The sequence below is a fragment of the Aeromonas sp. 2MA4 genome (assembly GCF_029237305.1).
In the GTDB taxonomy this organism is placed as follows: domain Bacteria; phylum Pseudomonadota; class Gammaproteobacteria; order Enterobacterales; family Aeromonadaceae; genus Aeromonas; species Aeromonas salmonicida.
The window spans coordinates 217,532-237,261 of record NZ_JAACFY010000002.1 but is presented as its reverse complement, the minus strand read 5'-3'; the positions used below and the strand labels follow the sequence as shown (position 1 = coordinate 237,261).

The window sequence follows — 19,730 nt, the reverse complement described above, 5'->3', positions numbered from 1 at the left end:
GATCATGGCTTGGCCCCCATATCGTGCTGGCTATGGTCCATGCCTTCCATTTTTACTTGCTCCGGAGCGTGGCCGCTGGCCGGGGCACTTTCCTTGGCACTATCCTGATGAATGGTGGTGATACGGTACTCGTCCCCCTCCTGCATCACCTGCAGATGGAGGGGTTGTCCTGTGGCGAGCTGGGAAATGTCCACTCCATCCACCACGGTGAACTCCATCTCCATGGCGGGCCACTGCCACTCGGGGATGGGCTGGTGGGCCACCATCAGGGTGCGACTGGCTAGCTCGATGCTCTGTATCGTCCCCTGGGTCCACACCTGTGCCGGACGCACCGCCGTCATGCGCTGAAAGTCCGAATCGATGGCCGATTCCGAATCGAGCAGGAACTGGGCCGAGCTGACGATGCTGTCACCCGCTTCTATCCCTGCCTTGATGGCGACCTTGTCGCCAAACTGGGGGCCGAGGGTGACGGCGACTGACTTGAAGTTGCCATCCCCCAGCGCCAGCACCAGCCTGTCCTGACTGCCGGTGCGGATCACCGCTTCGCTCGGTACCACCAGCCGGGGTTCCCCCTGGCCAGTGCGAATGGCCACCTTGGCGAACATATTGGGTTTCAAAAACTCGTCCGGGTTGTCAACGCGCAGCCGCACCTTGAGGGTGCGAGTGGCGGCATCCAGGGTCGGATAGAGGTAATCCACCTTACCTTGCCAGCGGCGGCCGGGTGCATAGTCGAGGGTCATGGTGACCGGATCCCCCACTTTCAGCTGGGCGGCCTGGCGCTCGAACACCTCGGCGCTGACCCACACCTGCTTGAGGGTGCTGATGTTGAACAGGGCGGCGGCGGGTTCCACGTACTGCCCCTCGCGCACTTTGAGCTCAGAGACATAGCCGCTGCTGGGGGCGTAGATGCCAATGGTTTCACGCACCTGCCGGCTGCGCTTGAGGGTGGCAATTTGATCCGCCGGCACCTGCAGGGACTTGAGCTTGCCCTCGGCGGCACGCAGTAGCAGGGGGTTGGCTGTGTTGAGGGCGAGCAGGTATTCGTGCTGGGCGTTGACCAGATCGGGCGCGTAGAGCTCATAGATAAGGCTCCCCTTGGTGACCCTCTGCCCTTCGCTCTTGATGGCGAGGGTGCGGATCCAGCCCGCCATGCGGGCGTTGATGGCCTCCAGCCGATCTTCGTCATAACCGACATAGCCCACTGTCTCGATCTGCTGGTGGATGGGCAACTTCTCCACTTTGGCCAGCCGCACACCCAGGTTCTGCTGGATCTCGGGGCTGATGGTGATGGTACCGGGGGAGCCGCTTTTTTGCTCCTGATAGACGGGGATAAAATCCATCCCCATGTTGTCCTTGGCCGGGCCGTCGCGTTTGTCGCGGGGATCCATGGGGTTGACCCAGTAAAGGGGGGTCTTCTCTTTGGCGGTTGCACCGTCGCCAGTCTGTTTGGCGGCCCAGTAGCCGCCACCGGCCCCGAGGGCCAGCAACAGGGCTGAGACAAGCAGCTTTTGGCTTGACTTATGACTCATAGGGAACCTCCGACCTGCATCAGGCGGGCGCTAATTGTGCAAGGGTGAGCGGCAACAGGTTCGGTCAATCGGGCAGATGACATGTGCATCTTCTCTTCTGTTAGGCCGCCGGCTTGTGATGGTGACAGACGCATAACGAGCGTCTGGTTGCTGCATCTATCGCAGCAGATCACACAGGCTGGGCGGCAAACGGGGCGTTGCTGACGAGTCAGCGGACGCACGGCTCCCTGCTATTGCTGGCGGTGCCAGCCGTCACAGGGTCAGGCAAGGACGTGCAGTGTCGGGCAAGGTCAGCCTTGTCCCATGCACGGGAGAAGATCCTTCTAGTGGCGCAGTACCGACAGCATCAGATGTCGGCGGGGCCAGGAGGGGGGATGAGTACCGCGGCTACGCAGGAAGGGATCCCGCAGCCAGTGATCGAACAGATGGCTGGCGACCCCCAGATGGGGCAGCAGCAAAAGGGGGAGGGCAAGCAAGGTCAGCAGCGCGGCCAGCAGTGGCAGGCCGGCCCCGGTTGGCGAGGTGAGGCCGCCGTGCATCTGGCAATCTCCCTGGCTCATGGCGTTGCCTTGCTCTCCATCATCGGCTGCCATAGTGTGACAGGCGAGCCCCTGCATGGCGGTCGCACTCATGGTTGCGTTGTCGCTGCCGGTTGTCATGGTGGAGGAGATGACATCGGTCCCGTGCCAGCTGATACAGAGGGTCAGATTGCAGACAAGCATCAGCGCCAGCAACAGCCGGGCCAATAGCAGGGTGGGCAATCGAACCAAACTCATCATGTGTCAACTCTGGCAAGGGATGGGGCAAATCTAAACCTTACTCGCGGGAGAAGGTCAAGGCATCTGCTGAGTCTGTCGTTGCTGCTCCAGATAGAGGGTGCTGTATTTGTCCAGCAGTTGATCTATCCACTGACTCATACCCGGGGCCTGCAACATGGGTTCGAGTTTCTCCAGGGTATCGAGGTGGGGGGAGTTGAGGGACACCGAGATGTAGAGTTCTCCCTGTTGCAGGGGCCAGAGCAGATCGGCCAGACCGCTATCCGGGTAATTTTCCCGTAAAAAGAGGCGACCAGAAGAGCGACCGTAGGGCACAAAGTCGACCCTGTCGCTGGCCAGCAGCCCAAAGACCTGCTTGAGGGAGTTGACCCTGTGGATCCGGGTATTCTCTTCCAGAAAAGTGTCCAGCTCGCTGCCAAGGCTGACCCCGATCATCATGGCTCCCCTTAGCCCGGCCAGATCCTCCCGTTGCTCCAATAGACGAGGGCTGGGCTGGCGAACAAACACAGCCATGTCATTGATGGCCATCGGTGTTTGCGTGAAGCGGGAGTAGCTTTCACGCTCGCCGTTGCGCAGGGCACAAATATTGATGTCTACCTCGCCGGAGGCCACCTTTTGCTGGCAACGGGCCCAGGGGCCTACGTAGTCAAGGTTAACGTTGAGCCCCAGCCGTTGATAGAGGGTGCTCACTACTTCGGCGCAGACACCCACGATTTTACCGCCCGCATGCCAGTTCCACGGGGGATAGTCATGGTGACCACAGGCTGTCATGTTTGATCCGGCAAGTGCCGCAGCGAGCCAAAGCTGAACCAGCATAGAAATACTCCCCCTCAAATCTCCCAGAGTTTAGGTGATTGAGCCGAGTTGATTTGAATAAAAACGCCCTCGCAGAGCGAAGGCGTTTGAGCAAATACCATATTGATTGATAACGGTATTAGCGCTTCTTTTGCGAGCCTTGCATGATCAAGCGGAAGAAGAGCGGGATAAAGAAGATGGCGATAAAGGTGGCTGCCAGCATGCCGCCAATGACCGGCCAGCCGAGGGCATGGCGGCTGGCCGCACCGGCACCGCTCGATGTGATCAAGGGGATGCAGCCGAGAATAAAGGCCAGCGATGTCATGACAATCGGGCGAAAACGCAGGCGCGCCGCCTCCAGTGCCGACTCGGCAATACTCATCCCTTCCTCATGCTTCATCACGGCAAACTCCACAATCAGGATGGCGTTCTTGGCCGCAAGCCCTACCAGGGTGACCAACCCAATCTGGAAGTAGACGTTGTTGGTGAGGCCCACGGCCCAGGTGGCGAGCAGGGCCCCGAACAGCGCGAAGGGAACCGCAGTGATCACCGCAAACGGCAGACTCCAGCGTTCGTACTGGGCCGCCAGAATGAGGAAAATCATCACTATGCCGAAGCCAAACGCCATGCCGGCACTGCCGGCAGAGGCTTTCTCCTGATAGGCAGAGCCGGTCCACTCCAGTTTGGCATCGTTGCCGAGGGTACTGTTCGCGATCTCTTCCAATGCGGCAATGGCTTGTCCTGAACTGTATCCCGGTGCGGGTTGCGCCATGATCTTGGCGGCAGGGAACACATTGAAGCGCTCTACCAACTCGGGGCCGCTGGCGTCGCGTACCGTCACCAGGCTGCCAAGGGGGATCATCTCGCCCTTGTCGGAACGGACATAGATGTTGCGAATGTCGCCCTTCTTGGCGCGATAATCCGCTTCTGACTGAAGCTGGACCCGATAGGTACGTCCGAACTGGTTGAAGTCGTTGACGTAAACCTGACCAAAGGTGGCCTGCATGGTGTCGAACACCGCATTGATGGGCAGCCCCAACGCCTTGGTTTTTTCCCGATCAAGATCCAGATAGACCTGAGGAACGTTGGCGCGATAGGTCGATGTGACGCTGGCAAACTCAGGCCGTTCTCTGGCTGCGGCCAGGAAATGTTCAACCTCTGCCGAGAAGGTCTTAGCATCGCTGCCGCTGCGGTTTTGCAGATACCCTTCCAGTCCCCCCGTGGTGGACATCCCCTGGATGGGCGGTGGATTGAAGGAGGCCACAAAGCCATCCGCCAGCCCCATCAGACTCATACCTTGAAAGGTATTCGCCAGGGAGAAGGAGTCTTGTCCTGCGTCTTTTCGCTCGCTCCAGTCCTTGAGGGTGATGAAGCTCAGGCCGCTGTTGCTGACCACAGCACTGGAGAGAATGTCGAAACCGGAGAAGGTGACGACATCCTTCACGTTCGGGTTGGCCATGGCGATTTGATCGAACTTGTCAGCCAGCGCCTGGGTGCGAGTGAGTGCCGCTGCGTCCGGCAGCATGATGGCAGAGATGAGGTAGCCTTGATCCTCATCCGGTACCAGTTCCCCCGGTACTTTCATAAACAGCAGATAACTGGCGAGCAGCATGGTCACTATGATGCTGAAGGCCAGTGCCACCCGGCGATTCAGGAAAGCCACCCCACGCACATATCCTCTGGTGAGCTGGTCAAAGCGGTGATTGAACCAGACGAAGAAGCGAGCGGGCTCCTGATGGCCGTCCTTGAGCAAAACAGCACACAAGGCCGGCGACAAGGTCAGGGCAATGATGCTGGAGATGACCACAGAGACGGCGATGGTGATGGCAAACTGTTTGTACATCACCCCTGTCATACCACCCATAAAAGCCACGGGTATAAACACGGCGCACAGGACCAGGGTGGTGGCGACTATGGGGCTGAACACCTCCTGCATGGCGAGGATGGCGGCTTGCGGTGCCGAGAGCTTTCGCTCGCGCATGCTGCGCTCCACGTTCTCCAGCACCACTATGGCGTCATCCACCACTATGCCTATGGTCAGCACCATACCGAACAGGGTGAGCAGGTTGATGGAGAAGCCCAGCAGCAGCATGCCGGCAAAGGTGCCGATCAAGGACACTGGCACAGCGATACAGGGGATCAGGGTGGCGCGGAAATTCTGCAAGAAGAGGTAAACCACCACGAACACCAGCACCATGGCTTCAAACAGGGTATGCACTACCTCCTCAATGGAGAGTTTTACGAACTCGGTGGTGTCATAGGGGATCTGATACTCGATATCCTGCGGAAACCGGGTTTGCAGTTGCGCCATGGTGGCGTGTACGGCATCCGCCACGGCGACGGAGTTGGCACCCGGTTGCAAATAGGTGGCGATACCGATGGCCGGTTTGCCGTTGGCGCGAGCGACTATGTCGTAATCCTTGCCACCCAGCTCGACCCGGGCAATATCCTTGACCCGGATTTTGGCGCCATTTGGCATGGATCGTATGATGATGTTCTCGAACTCTTTGACATCCTCAAGGCGCCCCTTGGTCTGCACCGTGTAAGTGAAGTCGATGGGCGTGCTGGTGGGCTGAGCCCCTATTTTGCCCGCGGCAAATTGGGTGTTCTGTTCACGGATGGCGCCAATCACATCGCCCGGAGTCAGCTGCAACTGGGCAAGACGATCCGGGCGCAGCCAGATCCGCATGGCGTAGTCAGTGCCACCAAAGAGCATGGTGTCGCCAACGCCAGGTATCCGCTTGAGCTCGTCGATGATGTTGAGCAGGGCATAGTTCGACAGGTAGGTCGTATCAAATGACTGGTTGGGTGACACCAGGGTGATGACCTGCAAGATGGAGGTCGATTTTTTCTTGACCGTGACCCCCTGCTTTTTCACCTCTTCCGGCAGTTGGGCCATGGCGGCCGAGACCCGGTTGTTGACGTTGATGGTGGCCTGATCCGGATCGGTACCGATCTCGAAGTAGACGTTGAGGTTCATCTGGCCATTGGAGGCGGAGCCAGATTGCATGTACACCATATGCTCAACCCCGTTGATCTGCTGCTCGAGTGGGGCTGCAACGGTTTGAGAGATGGCTTCGGGGGTTGCCCCCGGGTAAAAGGCCGTGACCGATACCACGGGGGGCGTGATCTGCGGATACTGCTCGACGGGCAGGGAACGCATGGCGGCCAATCCTGCCAGTACGATAATGATCGATATCACACAGGAAAATATGGGGCGCTCAATGAAGAACTTGGAAAACATACGAGCTCCTTACCTGGCCGCTGGCTTGCTGGCCATCTTGTCGCTGATCGCCTGCATCTCTTGGGCCGAGACAGGTTTGACTATGCTGCCGGGTCTGGCTTTCATCAGCCCCTCTACGATGTAACGCTCGCCTGCATCAAGACCGCTCTCGATCAGCACACCTTCTGCAATGGCCGGACCGAGTCTGACCGGGCGTGGCACCACCTTGTCATCGCCGTCCACCACCATCACCATGCGATCGGCCTGGGATTGCACAATCGCTCTGGCTGGCACCACTATGGCGTTTTTACGAATACCCAGGTCGATGGTGAGTCGGACAAATTGACCCGGTAGCAGGACCCCCTCTTTGTTGTCAAAGATGGCGCGGGCCCGAATTGTTCCCGTTTGCGGGTCGACCCGGTTATCGGAGAAGTTGAGCTTGCCCGCCCGGGGATAGACGGAGCCATCAGCGAGACGGATATGGGTACGCCAGTTGGTGGTGTCTTTGGCCTCAATCAATCCTTTTCGCACCGAGGTTTCAAAATTGAGACGGTCCTGTTCCGAGTAGGAGAAATTGACGTAGAGCGGGTTGTACTGGGTGATGGTGGTGAGCAGGCTGCTGTTGGCATTGGTTGAGATAAGGCTCCCCTCGGATTGGGAGCTCTTGCTCGCCATGCCATCAATCGGTGCCGTCACCTGGGTGTAGCTGAGGTTGAGTTCTGCTTCTTTGACTTTTGCCTGTGCGGCCTGGCGGCTGGCAATGGCCGCTTCGTAGTTGGCGATGGTGTCGTCATAATCTTTGCGGCTCACGACCTGGCGCTTGAACAGCGGTATGATGCGATCCCGATCTGCGCGTGCCTTGTTGAACCGGGCCTGTTCCTGAGCCAGGGCCCCTTTAGCCTGTTCCAGTGCCACCTTGTAGGGGGCGGGATCGATGAGGAACAGCTCCTGGCCTGCTGTCACGGGTTGCCCTTCCACATAAGTACGTTCAAGCAGGATGCCGTTTACCCGGGAGCGAACTTCGATTTCGCGATAACCCGCCGTCTCTCCCACCATCTCGGTCGTCAGCGGCACATCGGTCAGTCTGGCCTCGGCCACTACCACGGGCACAGGGGGGCGTACCTGGGCACTACTGGCGGGTTTGTCGCCGCAGCCAGCCAGCACGCTGACCAGTGCCAGAGCAATGCAGCCACGCTTGAACATACTTTCCCCGATGTTTTGCACCTTCATCATCACACTCCTGTTGGATGGACAGCGATCGCCCTGCCCACCCCTGTTCTGAACTGATGTCATCAACTGCATGATTAATAATTCAACTTATTGGATTACAAATAGTTTTTAAATGATAGAGCACAGACATTGAACCCAAGCTGCTCGGTGTTGAATGTTGTCAGCTCCAATGAGGAGATGGGCGGCAGGCCAGCGACAATGGTTATCCTGGTGGTGCGGGCGCACTCCATTATGAGCATTGCTCATGATCCGGGCGGTTTGTCGGGAATTATAAGAAGGAAAGGGGAGGGGGAAGTGGGGGCTGGGTCACAGTGGGGAGTCAAACGTCCCCACTGTGTGAATTTATCAGGCGAAGGTGGCCCAGATGGGAGCGTGGTCGGAGGGTTTTTCGATACCGCGCAGCTCGTAGTCGATGCCGGTCTCGGTCACTGTGTCCTTGAGGGCGTCGGAGGCCATGATGAGATCGATGCGCAGGCCGCGGTTCTCGTCAAAGCCCTTTGAACGGTAGTCAAACCAGGAGAAACGCTCGGACTCCGTGGGGTTGGCTGCGCGGAAGGTGTCGGTCAGGCCGAACCCTTTCAGGCGTTCCATCCATTCGCGCTCGATGGGCAGGAAGGAGCACTTGCCCTCTCGCAGCCAGCGTTTGCGGTTTGCCTCGCCGATGCCGATGTCGAGATCCGTGGGGGAGATATTCACATCGCCGATCAGTACGAGTTGATCATTCGGGGTGTGGTGAGTTTCCAGATAGTGCTGCAAGTCCTCGTAGAACTTCTGCTTGGCCGGGAACTTGGTCTCGTGATCCTGGTTCTCCCCTTGCGGGAAATAGCCGTTCATCACCTTGATGAGGGAGCCATCCTCCCGTTTGAAGGTCGCCATGATCATGCGGCGCTGGGCATCTTCCGGATCGGTAGGGAAGCCTTTTTGTACCTCGACCGGCTTCTGCTTGCTCATGATGGCCACCCCGTAATGGGCCTTCTGACCGTGGAATTCCACGTGATAGCCCATGGCTTCCACGTCTGCCAGCGGGAAGGCCTCGTCGTGTACCTTGATCTCCTGCAGGCCGATCACATCCGGCTGGTGTTTGTCGATGATGGCTTGCAGCTGATGAAGGCGGGCGCGCAGGCCATTGATATTAAAAGAGATGATCTTCATGTCCGGGATGCTCATGTCATTTTTATAAGTCGCTATTGGACTAGGAATCCGCCGCGGATGCAAGTTCAGGGGCCGGCTTGGTCCCGCTTGCATGGGCGCTTGCCCCGGCGCCATCGCTGGCCGGGGAGGGCGGCGCCACTCAACGGGTCATCTTTTTCACGAACACCACCACAAACAGCGCCAGCGTGAAGCTGCCGGTAAAGGCCTCGAAGGCGGCGAAGATCCGCGACAGGCCCACGGGAGTGAAGTCGCCATACCCCAGGGTAGTGAAGGTCACCACGCTGTAGTAGAGGCATTCGAGCAGGAAGATGGCATTTTGCTTGAAGGGGGCGCCGGGCTGGTAGATAAGGTGCTCACCCTGGAAGTTCAGGCCGAAGAAGAAGTAGAAGATGCTGCAGATGAAGATGAGCAGCAGGGAGAAGAGCACCACCCGCATCGGCGCCTCGCCGTAGCCGCAGAAGAGGTCGACTATCCAGGAGGTGAATCTCTGGATTGACCAGAGCGGCAACTGCAGGCGGCGCATGGTGAGCTCCCGCTGTATGTAGCGGCCTGACATGGTGAAGATGCCTTGCGCCTCCGAGGCTTTGCGCAGATCCCGGTAGGTCTCTTCCGCCTCCTTGAACCAGATGCGGGCCTGTGCCGGATCCCGCTCGCTGCGTCCGCGCCGCTCCTGCATCAGTCGTTTGCCGGTGTTGAGGTTGTCGAGGCGGGTGTTGTGCCAGCGGATGCCGAGCAGATTGACGTCGTCGAGTTCGGCGCAGTGGAGGTTGGCATCACTGAGATCCGCCTTCATCAGGCTGCCGCCCTTGATGCGAATGCCGTAGAGGTGGGCACCTTGCAGGTTGGCCCGATAGAAGTTGCACTGCTCCAGCAAGAAGCCCTGCGGTGCCCCCTTCTTCACCAGATTGAGCCCGGCCAGGTTGGCACGGGCCAGTTGCAGGCCGTGGCACAGACCGTCCTGATGAATGTAGTGCTCAAGCTCATGCGCCGTCTGGGGATCCTGATGATCGGCGTGGGGATCGTGCCATCGGCACAGCTCATGCTCCCCTGCCTCCTCGCTGCAGTGACGCCCGTCCGCCACCAGATATCGACACATCGCCATTGCGGTTCTCCTCCCCTCGCCGAGTCTGTATCAGCATAGGCGAGGGGAGCCGCTCTTGGGTCAGCTGAGCTGGGTAAACTCCTGACGCAGCTTGCGAAAACGATCCTGCTGGGTGGGGTTGAGGGGGATGCCGTCCAGCACCTCCAGCGTCTCCTTGCACTCGGCGCCAAACTCCGGGCTCTTGCGATTCTTCTGCATCAGTTGCAGCAGCACCTGGATCTTGTTGAGGGCAGCACCTGTATTGGCGGGGGCGCGGCGCAGGGCCTCGCGAAAGTGGCCGAGGGCCTGCTCCAGCTCACCGCTCTGATAGGCCTTGATACCGAGATCGTTGAGCTGCTGGTAACGCTGACGCCGCTCCAGCACTGTCTTGTCATCGCGGGTGGCCTGGATGCAGGTGGTGAGTAGCCTGTCTTCATCTTCCGCCAGCAGTGCCTGCAGGCTCTCGGCGTATTCGAATTCGCCGAGCTGGTAGAGGGCCAGTATGGTCTCGCCCAGCAGGCTGGGGGGCATGGTGGCCGGTTGGTCGAGCCAGTTCTGGTTGGCGCGATAGAGCATCTTCTTGCCCTTGAGCAGCTCCCCCAGGGCGATCTGCACCCTGGCCTGGCAGATCTGCTCGAACACCGGGTAGTTGAACTCCGCCATCATCAGCGAATCGCGGATGCGAGACAGGGCCGAATTCACCTGTTTCTGCAGATTGGCGATGTGGTAGCTGTCGTTGCTGTTGAGGGCGTACAGGGTCAGAGTCTGGATATAGGCCCCCAGATAGTGGGGGGTGCGATGGATGGAGTTGCGCGACAGGTCGATGAGGGACAGCAATACATCCTTGGCCTGGGCGTAGTCGTGGCGTAGCAGGCACACTTCTGCCAGCCGGCGGGAGAGCTGCACCGACTGGGGCGAAATATCCACCGCTCGCCTGAGCTCCTGCTGGGCCAGCTCGCTATTGCCAAGGGCCAGCTGGGATTCTGCCAGCCACATGTGGGCCTCCACCATCAGCGGGGTATTCTTGAGGGTAGCCTGCAGGTGGCTCACGGCCTCCTCGTTCAGGCCCAGGGTGTGGCACGCCTTGCCCAGCGTCAGCCGGGCCCAGCTGTTCTCCTGGCCAGCCAGCAGTTGGCGCATCAGGCTGCGCGCCTCCTTGGCCTGCCCCAGCTTGAGCTGGGTATCGGCTTGCAGGCAGCGGCAGAAGTTGGCAAAGCGGGGCACCGCATCGGCCCGTTCTGCACAGACGGTCAGCAGAGCAGGCAGATCGTCCTTGGCAAGAGCGGTGAAGACGCTCTCCAGCGCCTGGCGGCGGGCGAGGGCACGCTTGAGGCGAAACGAAAACTGTTCCTGAGAGAAAGGCTTCATCAGGTATTCGTCGGGCTCGGCCTCCAGCGCACTCAGCACCATGGCGCGGGAGCTGTCAGCGCTCACCATGATCACCACGCTCTGGGGGGGGATGAGATGCTGATCCCGCAGGCTTTCCAGCAGTTGACGCCCGTTCTCGCCGCCCCCCAGTTCGTAGTCGAGCAGATAGATGTCAAAGGTCTCTTTCTGACAGCGGCGCCGGGCCTCCTCGGCCGCATTGACGTAGGTAATGCGGTTGATGCCCAGGTTGATCAGCATGGCCTTCATCATCACCTGAAAGGATCGCTGTTCGTTGACCAGCAAGATGCGTTTGGGCTTGGGCGGGGCTTTTTTCTCTGGTTCGGTGTCAGGTGTCTGCATCTGTCAGGGTCAAGGCGCTACGGGCGGATAACAGAAGTGTGCCACCAAAGCGCGCAGACAGGCAATTGAACATGGGCAGGCCCCGCTGTTTTTCAGCGGGGCCATACGGCTTATGGCTTTTCTTGCACCAGATAAGGGGCAAACTGGGGAGTGAATTTAGCGGTAAAGCCCTGCTCCGTCTTGATGATGAGATAGGCCGCCAGCTGGTGTGCTTTGGCGAAGGCCATAGCCTGCTCAGGCCCCATCACCATGAGCGCTGTATCGAGGGCATCGGCTTCCAGCGCTGTGTTGGCCATCACGCTGGCGGAGACCAGCTTGTGGGTCACGGGGGCGCCTGTTTCCGGGTCGATAATGTGGGAGTAACGCTGGCCATCGAGCTCGTAGTAGTTGCGATAGCTGCCTGCGGTGCTGAGGGCCATGCCATTGGGGGTTACAACATCGGAGAAGGCGCCGGGTTGATCCGCCGGCTTGACAATGGCGACGCGCCAGGGCTTGCCCTTGTTGTTGTGACCTTTGCTGCGCACTGCGCCCGCCACCTCGATGAGGTAGTTGTGGACTCCCCTGCTCTCAAGCAACACGGCAATTTCATCCGAGGCGGCGCCTTCCCCCAAGGTAGAGAGATCGAGGTAGAGATCCGGGATTGCCTTGCTGAGCAGGAAGTGGTCCCCCCGCGGGGTCAGGGTCAGCTTGTCGATACCCACCTTTTGACGCGCCTTGGCGATCTGTACATCACTGGGTTTTTTGAGCGGGCGCATGTCCGGCCCGAATCCCCACAGGTTGACCAGAGGGCCCACTGTGACATCCAGCTTGCCCTGGCTGAGGTGTCCCGTATCAATGCCCTGCTGCACTATGATGGCCATGGCAGGCGGGATCATCATGGGCTTGTTGGCTGGCCCCTGGTTGAAGCGGGAGATGAGGGAGCTCTTGTCATAGGTGGAGATCTCCTTGTTCATCCGCGCCAACAGGGCATCCAGCTCACGCTTCAGCTCTGCTTCACCGCCCGGATAGAGATCGTTCACCGTCACCACATAGTAGGTGCCCATGGTTTGACCCTGAATGCGGGTCTGGGTGGGGGCTGGCTGGCAGGCGGTCAACATCAGCACCAGAGGTAACAGCAGGCCACGCAGGGCCGACATGGAGGTGAACGACATAAGCAAGATCTCTATCTCAAACAGGGCGTTGTGCCATAGGGGCGCCAGCTTAGCCAAGAGGTTGGCGGGTGGCGAGCGTCTGGCGCACAAAATTGCGGACAAAATTAAACACAGGTGGGCCTATGACGAGGCGGGTGCGTATCCATTCAGGCTCAAGGTCTGTTGTTAATAAGGTCAATCTGGTGACTTGACCCGCAGCTTTGCACTAAAGCCATAGCCGATTGACAACACTTGAGTAGAATAAGGTCGATTTTGACAGCATCTTTGCCCGTTGTGGATCACAGCCTGAGGCAATTGTGTTGCCATCTATTGCCAATCAAAGGAGAAGATGATGAAAAAGGCGATTACCCTGCTGTTTCTGAGCACCCTGGCTGCCCCGGCTCTGGCCGATGAGTGCGCGTTGGTCATCGAAGGCAATGATGCCATGCAGTACAACCTCAAAGAGATGAGCGTACCGGCGACCTGCAAAGAGGTGACAGTGACCCTCAACCACACCGGCAAGATGCCGGTGACCGCCATGGGCCACAACTGGGTGCTGTCGAACACCGCCGACTATCAGGCTGTCGCTACAGCCGGCATGAGCGCCGGTGCCGACAACAACTACCTGCCCAAGGATGATCCGCGGGTGCTGGCCCACACCAAGATGATTGGCGGCGGCGAGAGCACCAGCGTGACCTTCAAAACCGATGGTCTGGCCGGTAAAGACCTCACCTTCTTCTGCTCCTTCCCCGGCCACTTCGCCATGATGAAGGGCAGCTTCAAGATCGGCTAAGCCGCTTGTTCTGGTTGTCATGAAGAAAAAGCCGGGCTGCCCCGGCTTTTTTATGATGCGCAAATCTTGTGTCGATCGCGGATGTAGATGAGCCAAGCGATTGAATAAAAGATTCATTTCGTGATCTGGCAAGGAGTGGCCGCGCCTTGGACGGGATAAAATAGGCCGCAAGCGAGGCCTGCTGGCCCGGACACTGAATGGATGTGAGTGATGAGCGCAGTCAAATGGGTTGTCAGCTGTTGCCTGATGCTGGTGTGCGCCCTGGCGCTGGCGGCTGAGCCCCCGGTCAAGAAGAGCCGCAACGGCATCTGCCACCCCCAGGGCGGCACCTACTACAGCCGCACCAAGCACTATGTTCCCTACGACACCATGCAGGCCTGTCTCGACAGCGGGGGCCGCGCCCCCAAACGTTGATCCCGTCTCCAATGGCCTGCGCGGGCCTCTCCCCTATCTGGCTTGCAGGGTAAAGAAGGCGATGGCGGTCTTCTTCTGGCACTCCAGCCGTATGCTCTCCTCGCCGGTCACCACCAGGGTGTCGTTGACCGCCACGGTATGATCCTGAACCGTGAGCTGACCGCTCAGCAGATGGCAGAGGTATGTTTTGTCGGCCTCCAGAGTCAAGCTGAGGGGAAACGGCAGATTGAGCACCCGTACGTTGGCGCTGATGCGCGCAGGGTCGTAGATGAGCCCCAGATCCGTCACCTCTTTTTTCAGCAAGGCGCAGTGGGTCTCGTCATCCCCGCTGAAATGGGCCGCCTCCAGGGTGGCGTAAGGGTGGCCGTTGAGCACGAAGCCGGCGCCGCTGACGGGCAGCAGGATACGCTGATAACCCGGGAAACGAGAGAATACACCGGCTTCCTTGATGGGGGCCGAGCTCAGCCGGTAGTCAAAGTCGAGTTTGTCCAGAGTCGCTCCCCTGGGAGAGATGAGGATCTGGGCTGTGGTGCCCTGCTTGTTCTTCCAGGGCATCTTCAGCTGGTCCGACTCTTTAATCAGGGTGATCACAATGGCGCCTCGGCAGATGGATGAGAGAAGTGGTCAATGAGGCCAAGTGATACCATTCCGCACGGCGGCTCACAAGGCGGCAGGTATCCGCGGCCGTCCGGTTGCCCACTATTTCAGCACTCTTTCGCTGCGCAGGCCGGCTGTCAGGTTACCGGCCTGCCTCTGCCACCCGTTCTGCTCAAGAAGACGCCACTCGACCCGGTCTAGGGGAAGGCAATCGTCAGGGTGTGATCACAGCGCTGTTAAACGGACAGGGTGTCGTTACACTGGCAGCTCCGTTGTTGTCTGGAGGCCCTATGAGCCACAAAATCATTCTGGATACCGACCCGGGTATCGACGACGCCATGGCAATTCTGTTTGCCGAGGCGCACCCCGCCATCGATCTCATCGCCATTACTACCGTCTTTGGCAACGCCACCATCGACAATGGCACCCGCAATGCACTCTGGCTCAAGCAGAAGTACGGCATGAAGGCAGATGTCGCCCAGGGCGCGGCCGCGCCGCTGCTGCGCGATCCCGTGGGGCCGACCACTGTCGTGCACGGCCCGAGTGGTTTCGGCGATGTCGAGGCCGGGGAGGTGAACCTTACCCCGGATGCCCGCCCGGCCTGGCAATACATAGTCGACGCGGTAAAAGCCGCCCCCGGCGAGATCACCCTGGTCACCATAGGGCCGCTCACCAACCTGGCGCTGGCGCTGCAGGAGGTACCGGAGATCACCGGGTTGGTGAAGCAGGTGGTAGTGATGGGCGGTGCCTTTGGCGTCAACGGTCATCGCGGCAACGTCACCCCCTATGCCGAGGCCAATATCCACGACGATCCCGATGCCGCCGACCGGGTGTTTACTGCCAACTGGCCCGTGGTGATCATAGGGCTGGATGTGACCCAGCAGAGCTTCTTCAGCAGTGGCTATCTGGATGCGCTGCGCGATGAGGCGGGCGAGCCGGGCCGCTTCCTGTGGGAGGTGAGCCGTTTCTATCTGCGCTTCTACTCGGAGCGCATCGGCCTGGATGGTTGTCACGTACATGATCCCTCCGCCATCGCCTACGTGATCGATCCGACTCTGTTCACCCTGAGAAAGGGGCCTGTGCGGGTGATCAACAGTGGCCCCGCCATCGGTCATACCCTGCAAAAGTTCGATGACAAATCCCATCCTCATGACGGCTGGGCCGACTATCGTGCCCAGCATGTGGGGGTGGCTGTGCGGGATCAGGCGCTGCTGGCGCTCTATCGCGACACCCTGGTGGCCTGGGGCAAGGATTGCTGACCTGCGTAGGGTGACCGAACGCAAGGTGAGTCGACGGCTGTGATCCGCGCCAAACATTCCGGCAATGGGGCCGCTTATACTGTCTGACAGCAAGACGTCAGCGGGGTGGAAATAGCCTGGAGTGACGTGCTGACACTGAGTCGTTAGGAGGGAAGAGATGGCCTGGTTATCCTTGTTGGTGGCAATTGCCCTGATCGGGTGGTTGATGACGCTGGGGCGGGGAGCCCTGTTCGAGATCCGGTTGCAAGCGGACAAGGTGGTGGTCAAGCGGGGCAAGGTATCCCCCGCGTTTTTGGCCCAGGCCCGGCAGATCCTGCACCACGATCCCGTGCGGGGCCGCATCCTGGGTCAGCGGGATGGGCATGGGGTCAGGCTGGTCTTCTCCCGTTCGATCCCTGAGCCAGTCGCCCAGCGTTTTCGTAATATCTTCCCTTACGCCGATTACCACCAGTCAGCTGTGCCCACCCAAGGTCCCAAGTCCCGCAAGGGCTGACGCCCTGATGGCACACAGCAAACGGGCCTCCATGGGAGGCCCGTTTTTTATGGCTAAGGTCGGCAGTCGTGCTACTCGTGCAGCTCGCGCTGGGCCTTGACGGCTGCCGGTTTGATGGCGGCGCCTTCATTGCCCCAGGAGGCGCGCAGCGTATTGGCCAGCTCGGCCATCTGCTCGTCGTTGAGGGTCCATCCATAACCTGGCATGTGGTAGCCGATATGGCCCTGGGTGATCGGGGTCTCGGCGCCGTGCAGCAGCACGTTGAGCAGGCTGGCCGGGTCATCGGCCAGCACAGTCTGGTTGCCCACCAGTGAAGGAATGACGTGGTCATTGCCCTCACCGTTGACCCCGTGACAGGTCGAGCAGTACATGGCGTAGTCTGCCTTGCCGCCCGCGCTGGCGTAGGCCCGGTTGCCCTGGCTCACCGGCGTGTCGTCACTGAGCTCGGTGAGATAGGTGGCGATGCTGGCCAGATCGGTGTCGCTGAAGTACTGACTGCTGTGAGTGATCACTTCCGCCATGGGGCCAGAAACGGCCTGATGCTGGCTGAGGCCGGTTTTCAGCAAATCGATGATCGCCTGCTTGTCGTACCGGGCACCACGGATATTGGGGGCATACCAGCCATCGAGCGTTGCACCGCTCAGATAGAGGGGGTCTGCCTCGGTCAGGGCCTTTTCCTGCATGCCGAGCCCGCGCGGGGTGTGGCAGCTGCCACAGTGACCGGCACCTTGCACCAGATAGGCGCCACGATTCCACTGCTCGCTCTTGCCCGCTACCGGGGTGAAGCGACTGTCATCGTGATAGAGCCAGTTCCAGCCCATCAGCGGCCAGCGCATATTGAGCGGCCAGGGGATGTCGCTCTCCTTGTTGGCCACCGCCAGCGGGGGAACCTCCTTCATCAGGTAGTGATAGAGATCTTCAAGATCCTTATCGCTCATCTTGGCGTAGGCAGTGTAGGGCATGGCCGGATAGAGCTGGTGACCATCCCGGGCCACCCCTTCGCGCATCACCTTGATGAACTCCGGCAGGCTGTAGTTGCCGATGCCGTGGGTCTTGTCGGGGGTGATGTTGGTGGCGAACACTGTGCCTATGGGGGTCGGGAAGCCCTTGCCACCGGCAAGCGGGGCACTGGCCTCGCTGGTGTGGCAGGCGGCGCAATCCCCCAGCTTGGAAATATACTCGCCCGCCGACATGGCGGAGCCTGCCTGTGCGGGTTGGGCCGCCATGGCTGCCAGCAGGGCGGTGGCGGTCAGTGACAGGGTGCGGATCATTGGGCACCTCCTTTTTGCATGGCGACCAGCTCGTTGACCGCGCGCCAGGCCTGATCGATGGCGGAGTGGGCGTAGGGGCTCCAGTCCGAGTCGGAGTTGGCGATAGTGATGTTGCCGATAGGCTGACGACCCAGCTCAATCCATTTTTCGCACTGCGCTTCGTCATCAAACAGGGTATTGGTGATGTAGGAGTAGCCGTGGGACCAGCGGTTGACCGTGATGGCGAGGATGTCCTGCTCATGGTTGAAACCGGCGCTGCCCAGCATTCCCTGCAGTTGTTCGCGGATCATCTGTTCGTGCTGCTCGAACGGCATGCCGAGGATCATGGCGCGTCCCTTGCGGGACTGTTCGCGAGCCGACAGGCCGCTGCCCGGCAGGGTCGGCACATAGACCATGTGCAGGCACATGGGCTGATCCGGATTCTTGGGATGCTCATAGCCGCCGAGGTTGACCGGGTAGTCCAGCTTGACCCGGCTGTAGGGCGCCGCGGGGGAGTAGACCTCGTGCACTCCCAGCTTGACGAAGGATTGCCAGTTCTTGATCACCACCTTGGTGTAGACCAGCGGCGCCTTGGCGTTCTGGCGCAGCGCCTCCTTCTGGGGCTCTGCCATCTCCGGCACCATGTAGGGGATCATCATGTTGTATCCAGCCATGACTGACTGTTTGGCCCGCACCCTATGGAGCTTGCCCTCCTTGATGTAGGTGACATCCACCCCAGTGCTGCCATCGGTGCGGCGGATGTTCTTCGCCTGCAGCGCTGTGCTGCCAAGGCGTAGTTGCACCTTGTGCTCCGGCAGATCGAGCTTGCCGTAGTCAAACTTGGCCAGCACCACATCCTGCATGGTGTGGCCCGGCGCCACCTGCGGGATCAGCTTGCGCACCATCAGGCGGGTGAGGCCGGCGTTGCCATCCGGGAAGTGGAAGATGTAGGGATCGTCCAGCTCCGCCTGCTCCTCGGCATCGAGAGGAGTGAGGTTCATGCCGCCAAAGCCAGGCAGGGCACAGAGGCGCGCATCGGCGCAGGCGGTGGCATCGATACCGACCGCCTGGAAGTCGTTGGTGCGCTGCTGGAAGTAAGTGATTGCACGCTCGCTCAGGCCCACCTTGTCTCGCAGGAAGCTGGTGTAGCTGTTGCGGGTCATCCAGAGATCTTTCTCCTCCCGGCTCATGCCACTGAGGTAGTCGATCTTCTCTTCGTGCAGGGCCAGCAAGGCTGCACGGTCGTGCTCATCGAGCGGGAAGTCACCGATGAATTCGGCCAGGGGGCGGCCGTTGAGGCGATCCCGGGGGATGTCATCGGCCACGTTGTGGCCAGGGTCACCGCTCACCACCTTGTTGACGCCAAAGTGCTTCTCGTCGAAGTAGACGCCGCGGCTCAGGCCCAGATCCGGATAGAAGGTCTGCTGGAAGCCGGCGGCCAGTTCGTCGATGTTCACCTCGAGCGTCTTGAGCAGGCCGAGTGCGATGGGGCTGTAGACGGAGCGCGGCGATTGCAGGGATTCGCTGCCGCCGTAACCCAGTCGCAGGCCATCGGGGGTTGTAAACTCGTTGCGCTTGGCGTGGCCGCCAAAATCGTCGTGGTTGTCCAGCAGCAGGATCTTTTTATCCGCGCCGAGCAACTGTTGATAGAAGCAGGCGGCGGCCAGACCGCTGATCCCGGCGCCGACGATCACCAGATCGTACTCCCCCTCGAGGGGAACATTGGCGAAGTCATACTGCTTGCCGTCGCGGGCTATGCTGTGGGCCGGTTCAAAGGAGCCTGGGTGGTTGCCCCGCAACCCTGTGAGGGCAGGCGGATAGGCAAGCGTCTTGTCGGCCAGCGCCTTGCCGCCCTCTGCCGCCTGCAACAGATTGATGGGGGCGATGCCTGCCGCTATGGTGATGGCTACGCCGTTGAGAAAGTCTCTGCGTGTGATACTCATGGCAATCCCTGTGGTATGAAGAGTCAAATGGGGAATGGGATAGGTCGGTTTCGTCACTGGCTTGGCAACGAAGGGGCGCAACCTAACGCCATATCCGGATGGAGTCCATGGGTTTGATAATAACTTATTAAACAAGATGATGACGGTTGTGATGAAGCAGACCCGATGAAATGCATGAGACAGGTATGTTCAGGAGATAGTCTCACCAAGAGCATGGAATTAACCTGAGCGTATTTTGATTAATTAAGGGTCTGTAAGAGTCTTTATATCTGCTTTTTATGTGGTTATTTCCATTGTTGAAAACAGGGCCGCTTGCAGCTGATGTAAATACAGGAAA

16 protein-coding genes are annotated in these 19,730 nt (G+C 59.7%); 4 read left to right on the top strand and 12 right to left on the bottom strand.

Features of this window, described 5'->3' with window-relative positions; genetic code table 11:
• Window positions 1-2: 2 nt before the first annotated feature.
• The 9 genes from GWQ31_RS03640 to GWQ31_RS03600 all read right to left on the bottom strand — a co-directional run bounded on the left by GWQ31_RS03640 (window position 3) and on the right by GWQ31_RS03600 (window position 12,665).
• Window positions 3-1,529 (bottom strand): efflux RND transporter periplasmic adaptor subunit, encoded by a 1,527-nt coding sequence (locus tag GWQ31_RS03640; protein ID WP_275908650.1) that lies wholly within the window; start codon window positions 1,527-1,529, stop codon window positions 3-5.
• A gap of 323 nt (window positions 1,530-1,852) precedes the next feature.
• Window positions 1,853-2,308 (bottom strand): hypothetical protein, encoded by a 456-nt coding sequence (locus GWQ31_RS03635; protein WP_011898950.1) that lies wholly within the window; start codon window positions 2,306-2,308, stop codon window positions 1,853-1,855.
• Between the two features lie 54 nt (window positions 2,309-2,362).
• Window positions 2,363-3,121 carry a transporter substrate-binding domain-containing protein gene (locus tag GWQ31_RS03630; RefSeq protein WP_125609372.1) on the bottom strand — a complete coding sequence of 253 codons (759 nt, stop codon included), beginning with the start codon at window positions 3,119-3,121 and terminating at the stop codon, window positions 2,363-2,365.
• 118 nt (window positions 3,122-3,239) lie between these two features.
• A complete protein-coding gene (locus GWQ31_RS03625; protein ID WP_021138037.1) occupies window positions 3,240-6,344 on the bottom strand; it encodes a multidrug efflux RND transporter permease subunit in 3,105 nt (1,034 codons plus the stop codon).
• Between the two features lie 9 nt (window positions 6,345-6,353).
• Window positions 6,354-7,553, bottom strand: coding sequence for an efflux RND transporter periplasmic adaptor subunit (locus tag GWQ31_RS03620; RefSeq protein ID WP_275908649.1), 1,200 nt, complete (start codon window positions 7,551-7,553; stop codon window positions 6,354-6,356).
• A gap of 345 nt (window positions 7,554-7,898) precedes the next feature.
• Window positions 7,899-8,705, bottom strand: a complete 807-nt coding sequence (xthA, locus tag GWQ31_RS03615; protein WP_275908648.1) for an exodeoxyribonuclease III — start codon at window positions 8,703-8,705, stop codon at window positions 7,899-7,901.
• Between the two features lie 139 nt (window positions 8,706-8,844).
• Entirely contained in the window at window positions 8,845-9,807 is a 963-nt protein-coding gene (locus tag GWQ31_RS03610) for an ion channel (RefSeq protein ID WP_275908647.1), read from the bottom strand.
• A gap of 60 nt (window positions 9,808-9,867) precedes the next feature.
• On the bottom strand, window positions 9,868-11,514 hold the full coding sequence (locus GWQ31_RS03605; protein WP_169046508.1) for a tetratricopeptide repeat-containing response regulator: 1,647 nt from the start codon (window positions 11,512-11,514) through the stop codon (window positions 9,868-9,870).
• A gap of 110 nt (window positions 11,515-11,624) precedes the next feature.
• Window positions 11,625-12,665 carry an FAD:protein FMN transferase gene (locus GWQ31_RS03600; RefSeq protein WP_275908646.1) on the bottom strand — a complete coding sequence of 347 codons (1,041 nt, stop codon included), beginning with the start codon at window positions 12,663-12,665 and terminating at the stop codon, window positions 11,625-11,627.
• Window positions 12,666-12,996: 331 nt separating this feature from the next.
• On the opposite strand from GWQ31_RS03600, the gene azu reads away from it, so the two are divergent.
• Both azu and GWQ31_RS03590 read left to right on the top strand, forming a co-directional pair.
• Window positions 12,997-13,437: an azurin gene (gene azu, locus GWQ31_RS03595; protein ID WP_275908645.1), complete on the top strand. Its 441-nt coding sequence runs from the start codon at window positions 12,997-12,999 to the stop codon at window positions 13,435-13,437.
• Window positions 13,438-13,647: 210 nt separating this feature from the next.
• Window positions 13,648-13,851, top strand: coding sequence for a hypothetical protein (locus tag GWQ31_RS03590; RefSeq protein WP_059113944.1), 204 nt, complete (start codon window positions 13,648-13,650; stop codon window positions 13,849-13,851).
• Between the two features lie 33 nt (window positions 13,852-13,884).
• On the opposite strand, the gene GWQ31_RS03585 is transcribed toward GWQ31_RS03590, so the two are convergent.
• Window positions 13,885-14,442 carry a HutD family protein gene (locus GWQ31_RS03585; RefSeq protein WP_275908644.1) on the bottom strand — a complete coding sequence of 186 codons (558 nt, stop codon included), beginning with the start codon at window positions 14,440-14,442 and terminating at the stop codon, window positions 13,885-13,887.
• 296 nt (window positions 14,443-14,738) lie between these two features.
• Between GWQ31_RS03585 and GWQ31_RS03580 the strand changes: the two genes are divergently transcribed.
• Window positions 14,739-15,707, top strand: coding sequence for a nucleoside hydrolase (locus tag GWQ31_RS03580; protein WP_271771676.1), 969 nt, complete (start codon window positions 14,739-14,741; stop codon window positions 15,705-15,707).
• A 157-nt stretch (window positions 15,708-15,864) separates the two neighbouring features.
• Window positions 15,865-16,200, top strand: coding sequence for a DUF3634 family protein (locus GWQ31_RS03575; protein ID WP_275908643.1), 336 nt, complete (start codon window positions 15,865-15,867; stop codon window positions 16,198-16,200).
• A 71-nt stretch (window positions 16,201-16,271) separates the two neighbouring features.
• Here GWQ31_RS03575 and GWQ31_RS03570 read toward each other — a convergent pair whose 3' ends face one another.
• Window positions 16,272-17,471, bottom strand: a complete 1,200-nt coding sequence (locus GWQ31_RS03570) for a cytochrome c (protein ID WP_265421261.1) — start codon at window positions 17,469-17,471, stop codon at window positions 16,272-16,274.
• Window positions 17,468-19,393 carry an NAD(P)/FAD-dependent oxidoreductase gene (locus GWQ31_RS03565; RefSeq protein WP_265421260.1) on the bottom strand — a complete coding sequence of 642 codons (1,926 nt, stop codon included), beginning with the start codon at window positions 19,391-19,393 and terminating at the stop codon, window positions 17,468-17,470. The genes GWQ31_RS03570 and GWQ31_RS03565 overlap by 4 nt, the downstream gene beginning before the upstream one ends.
• Window positions 19,394-19,730 lie beyond the last annotated feature (337 nt).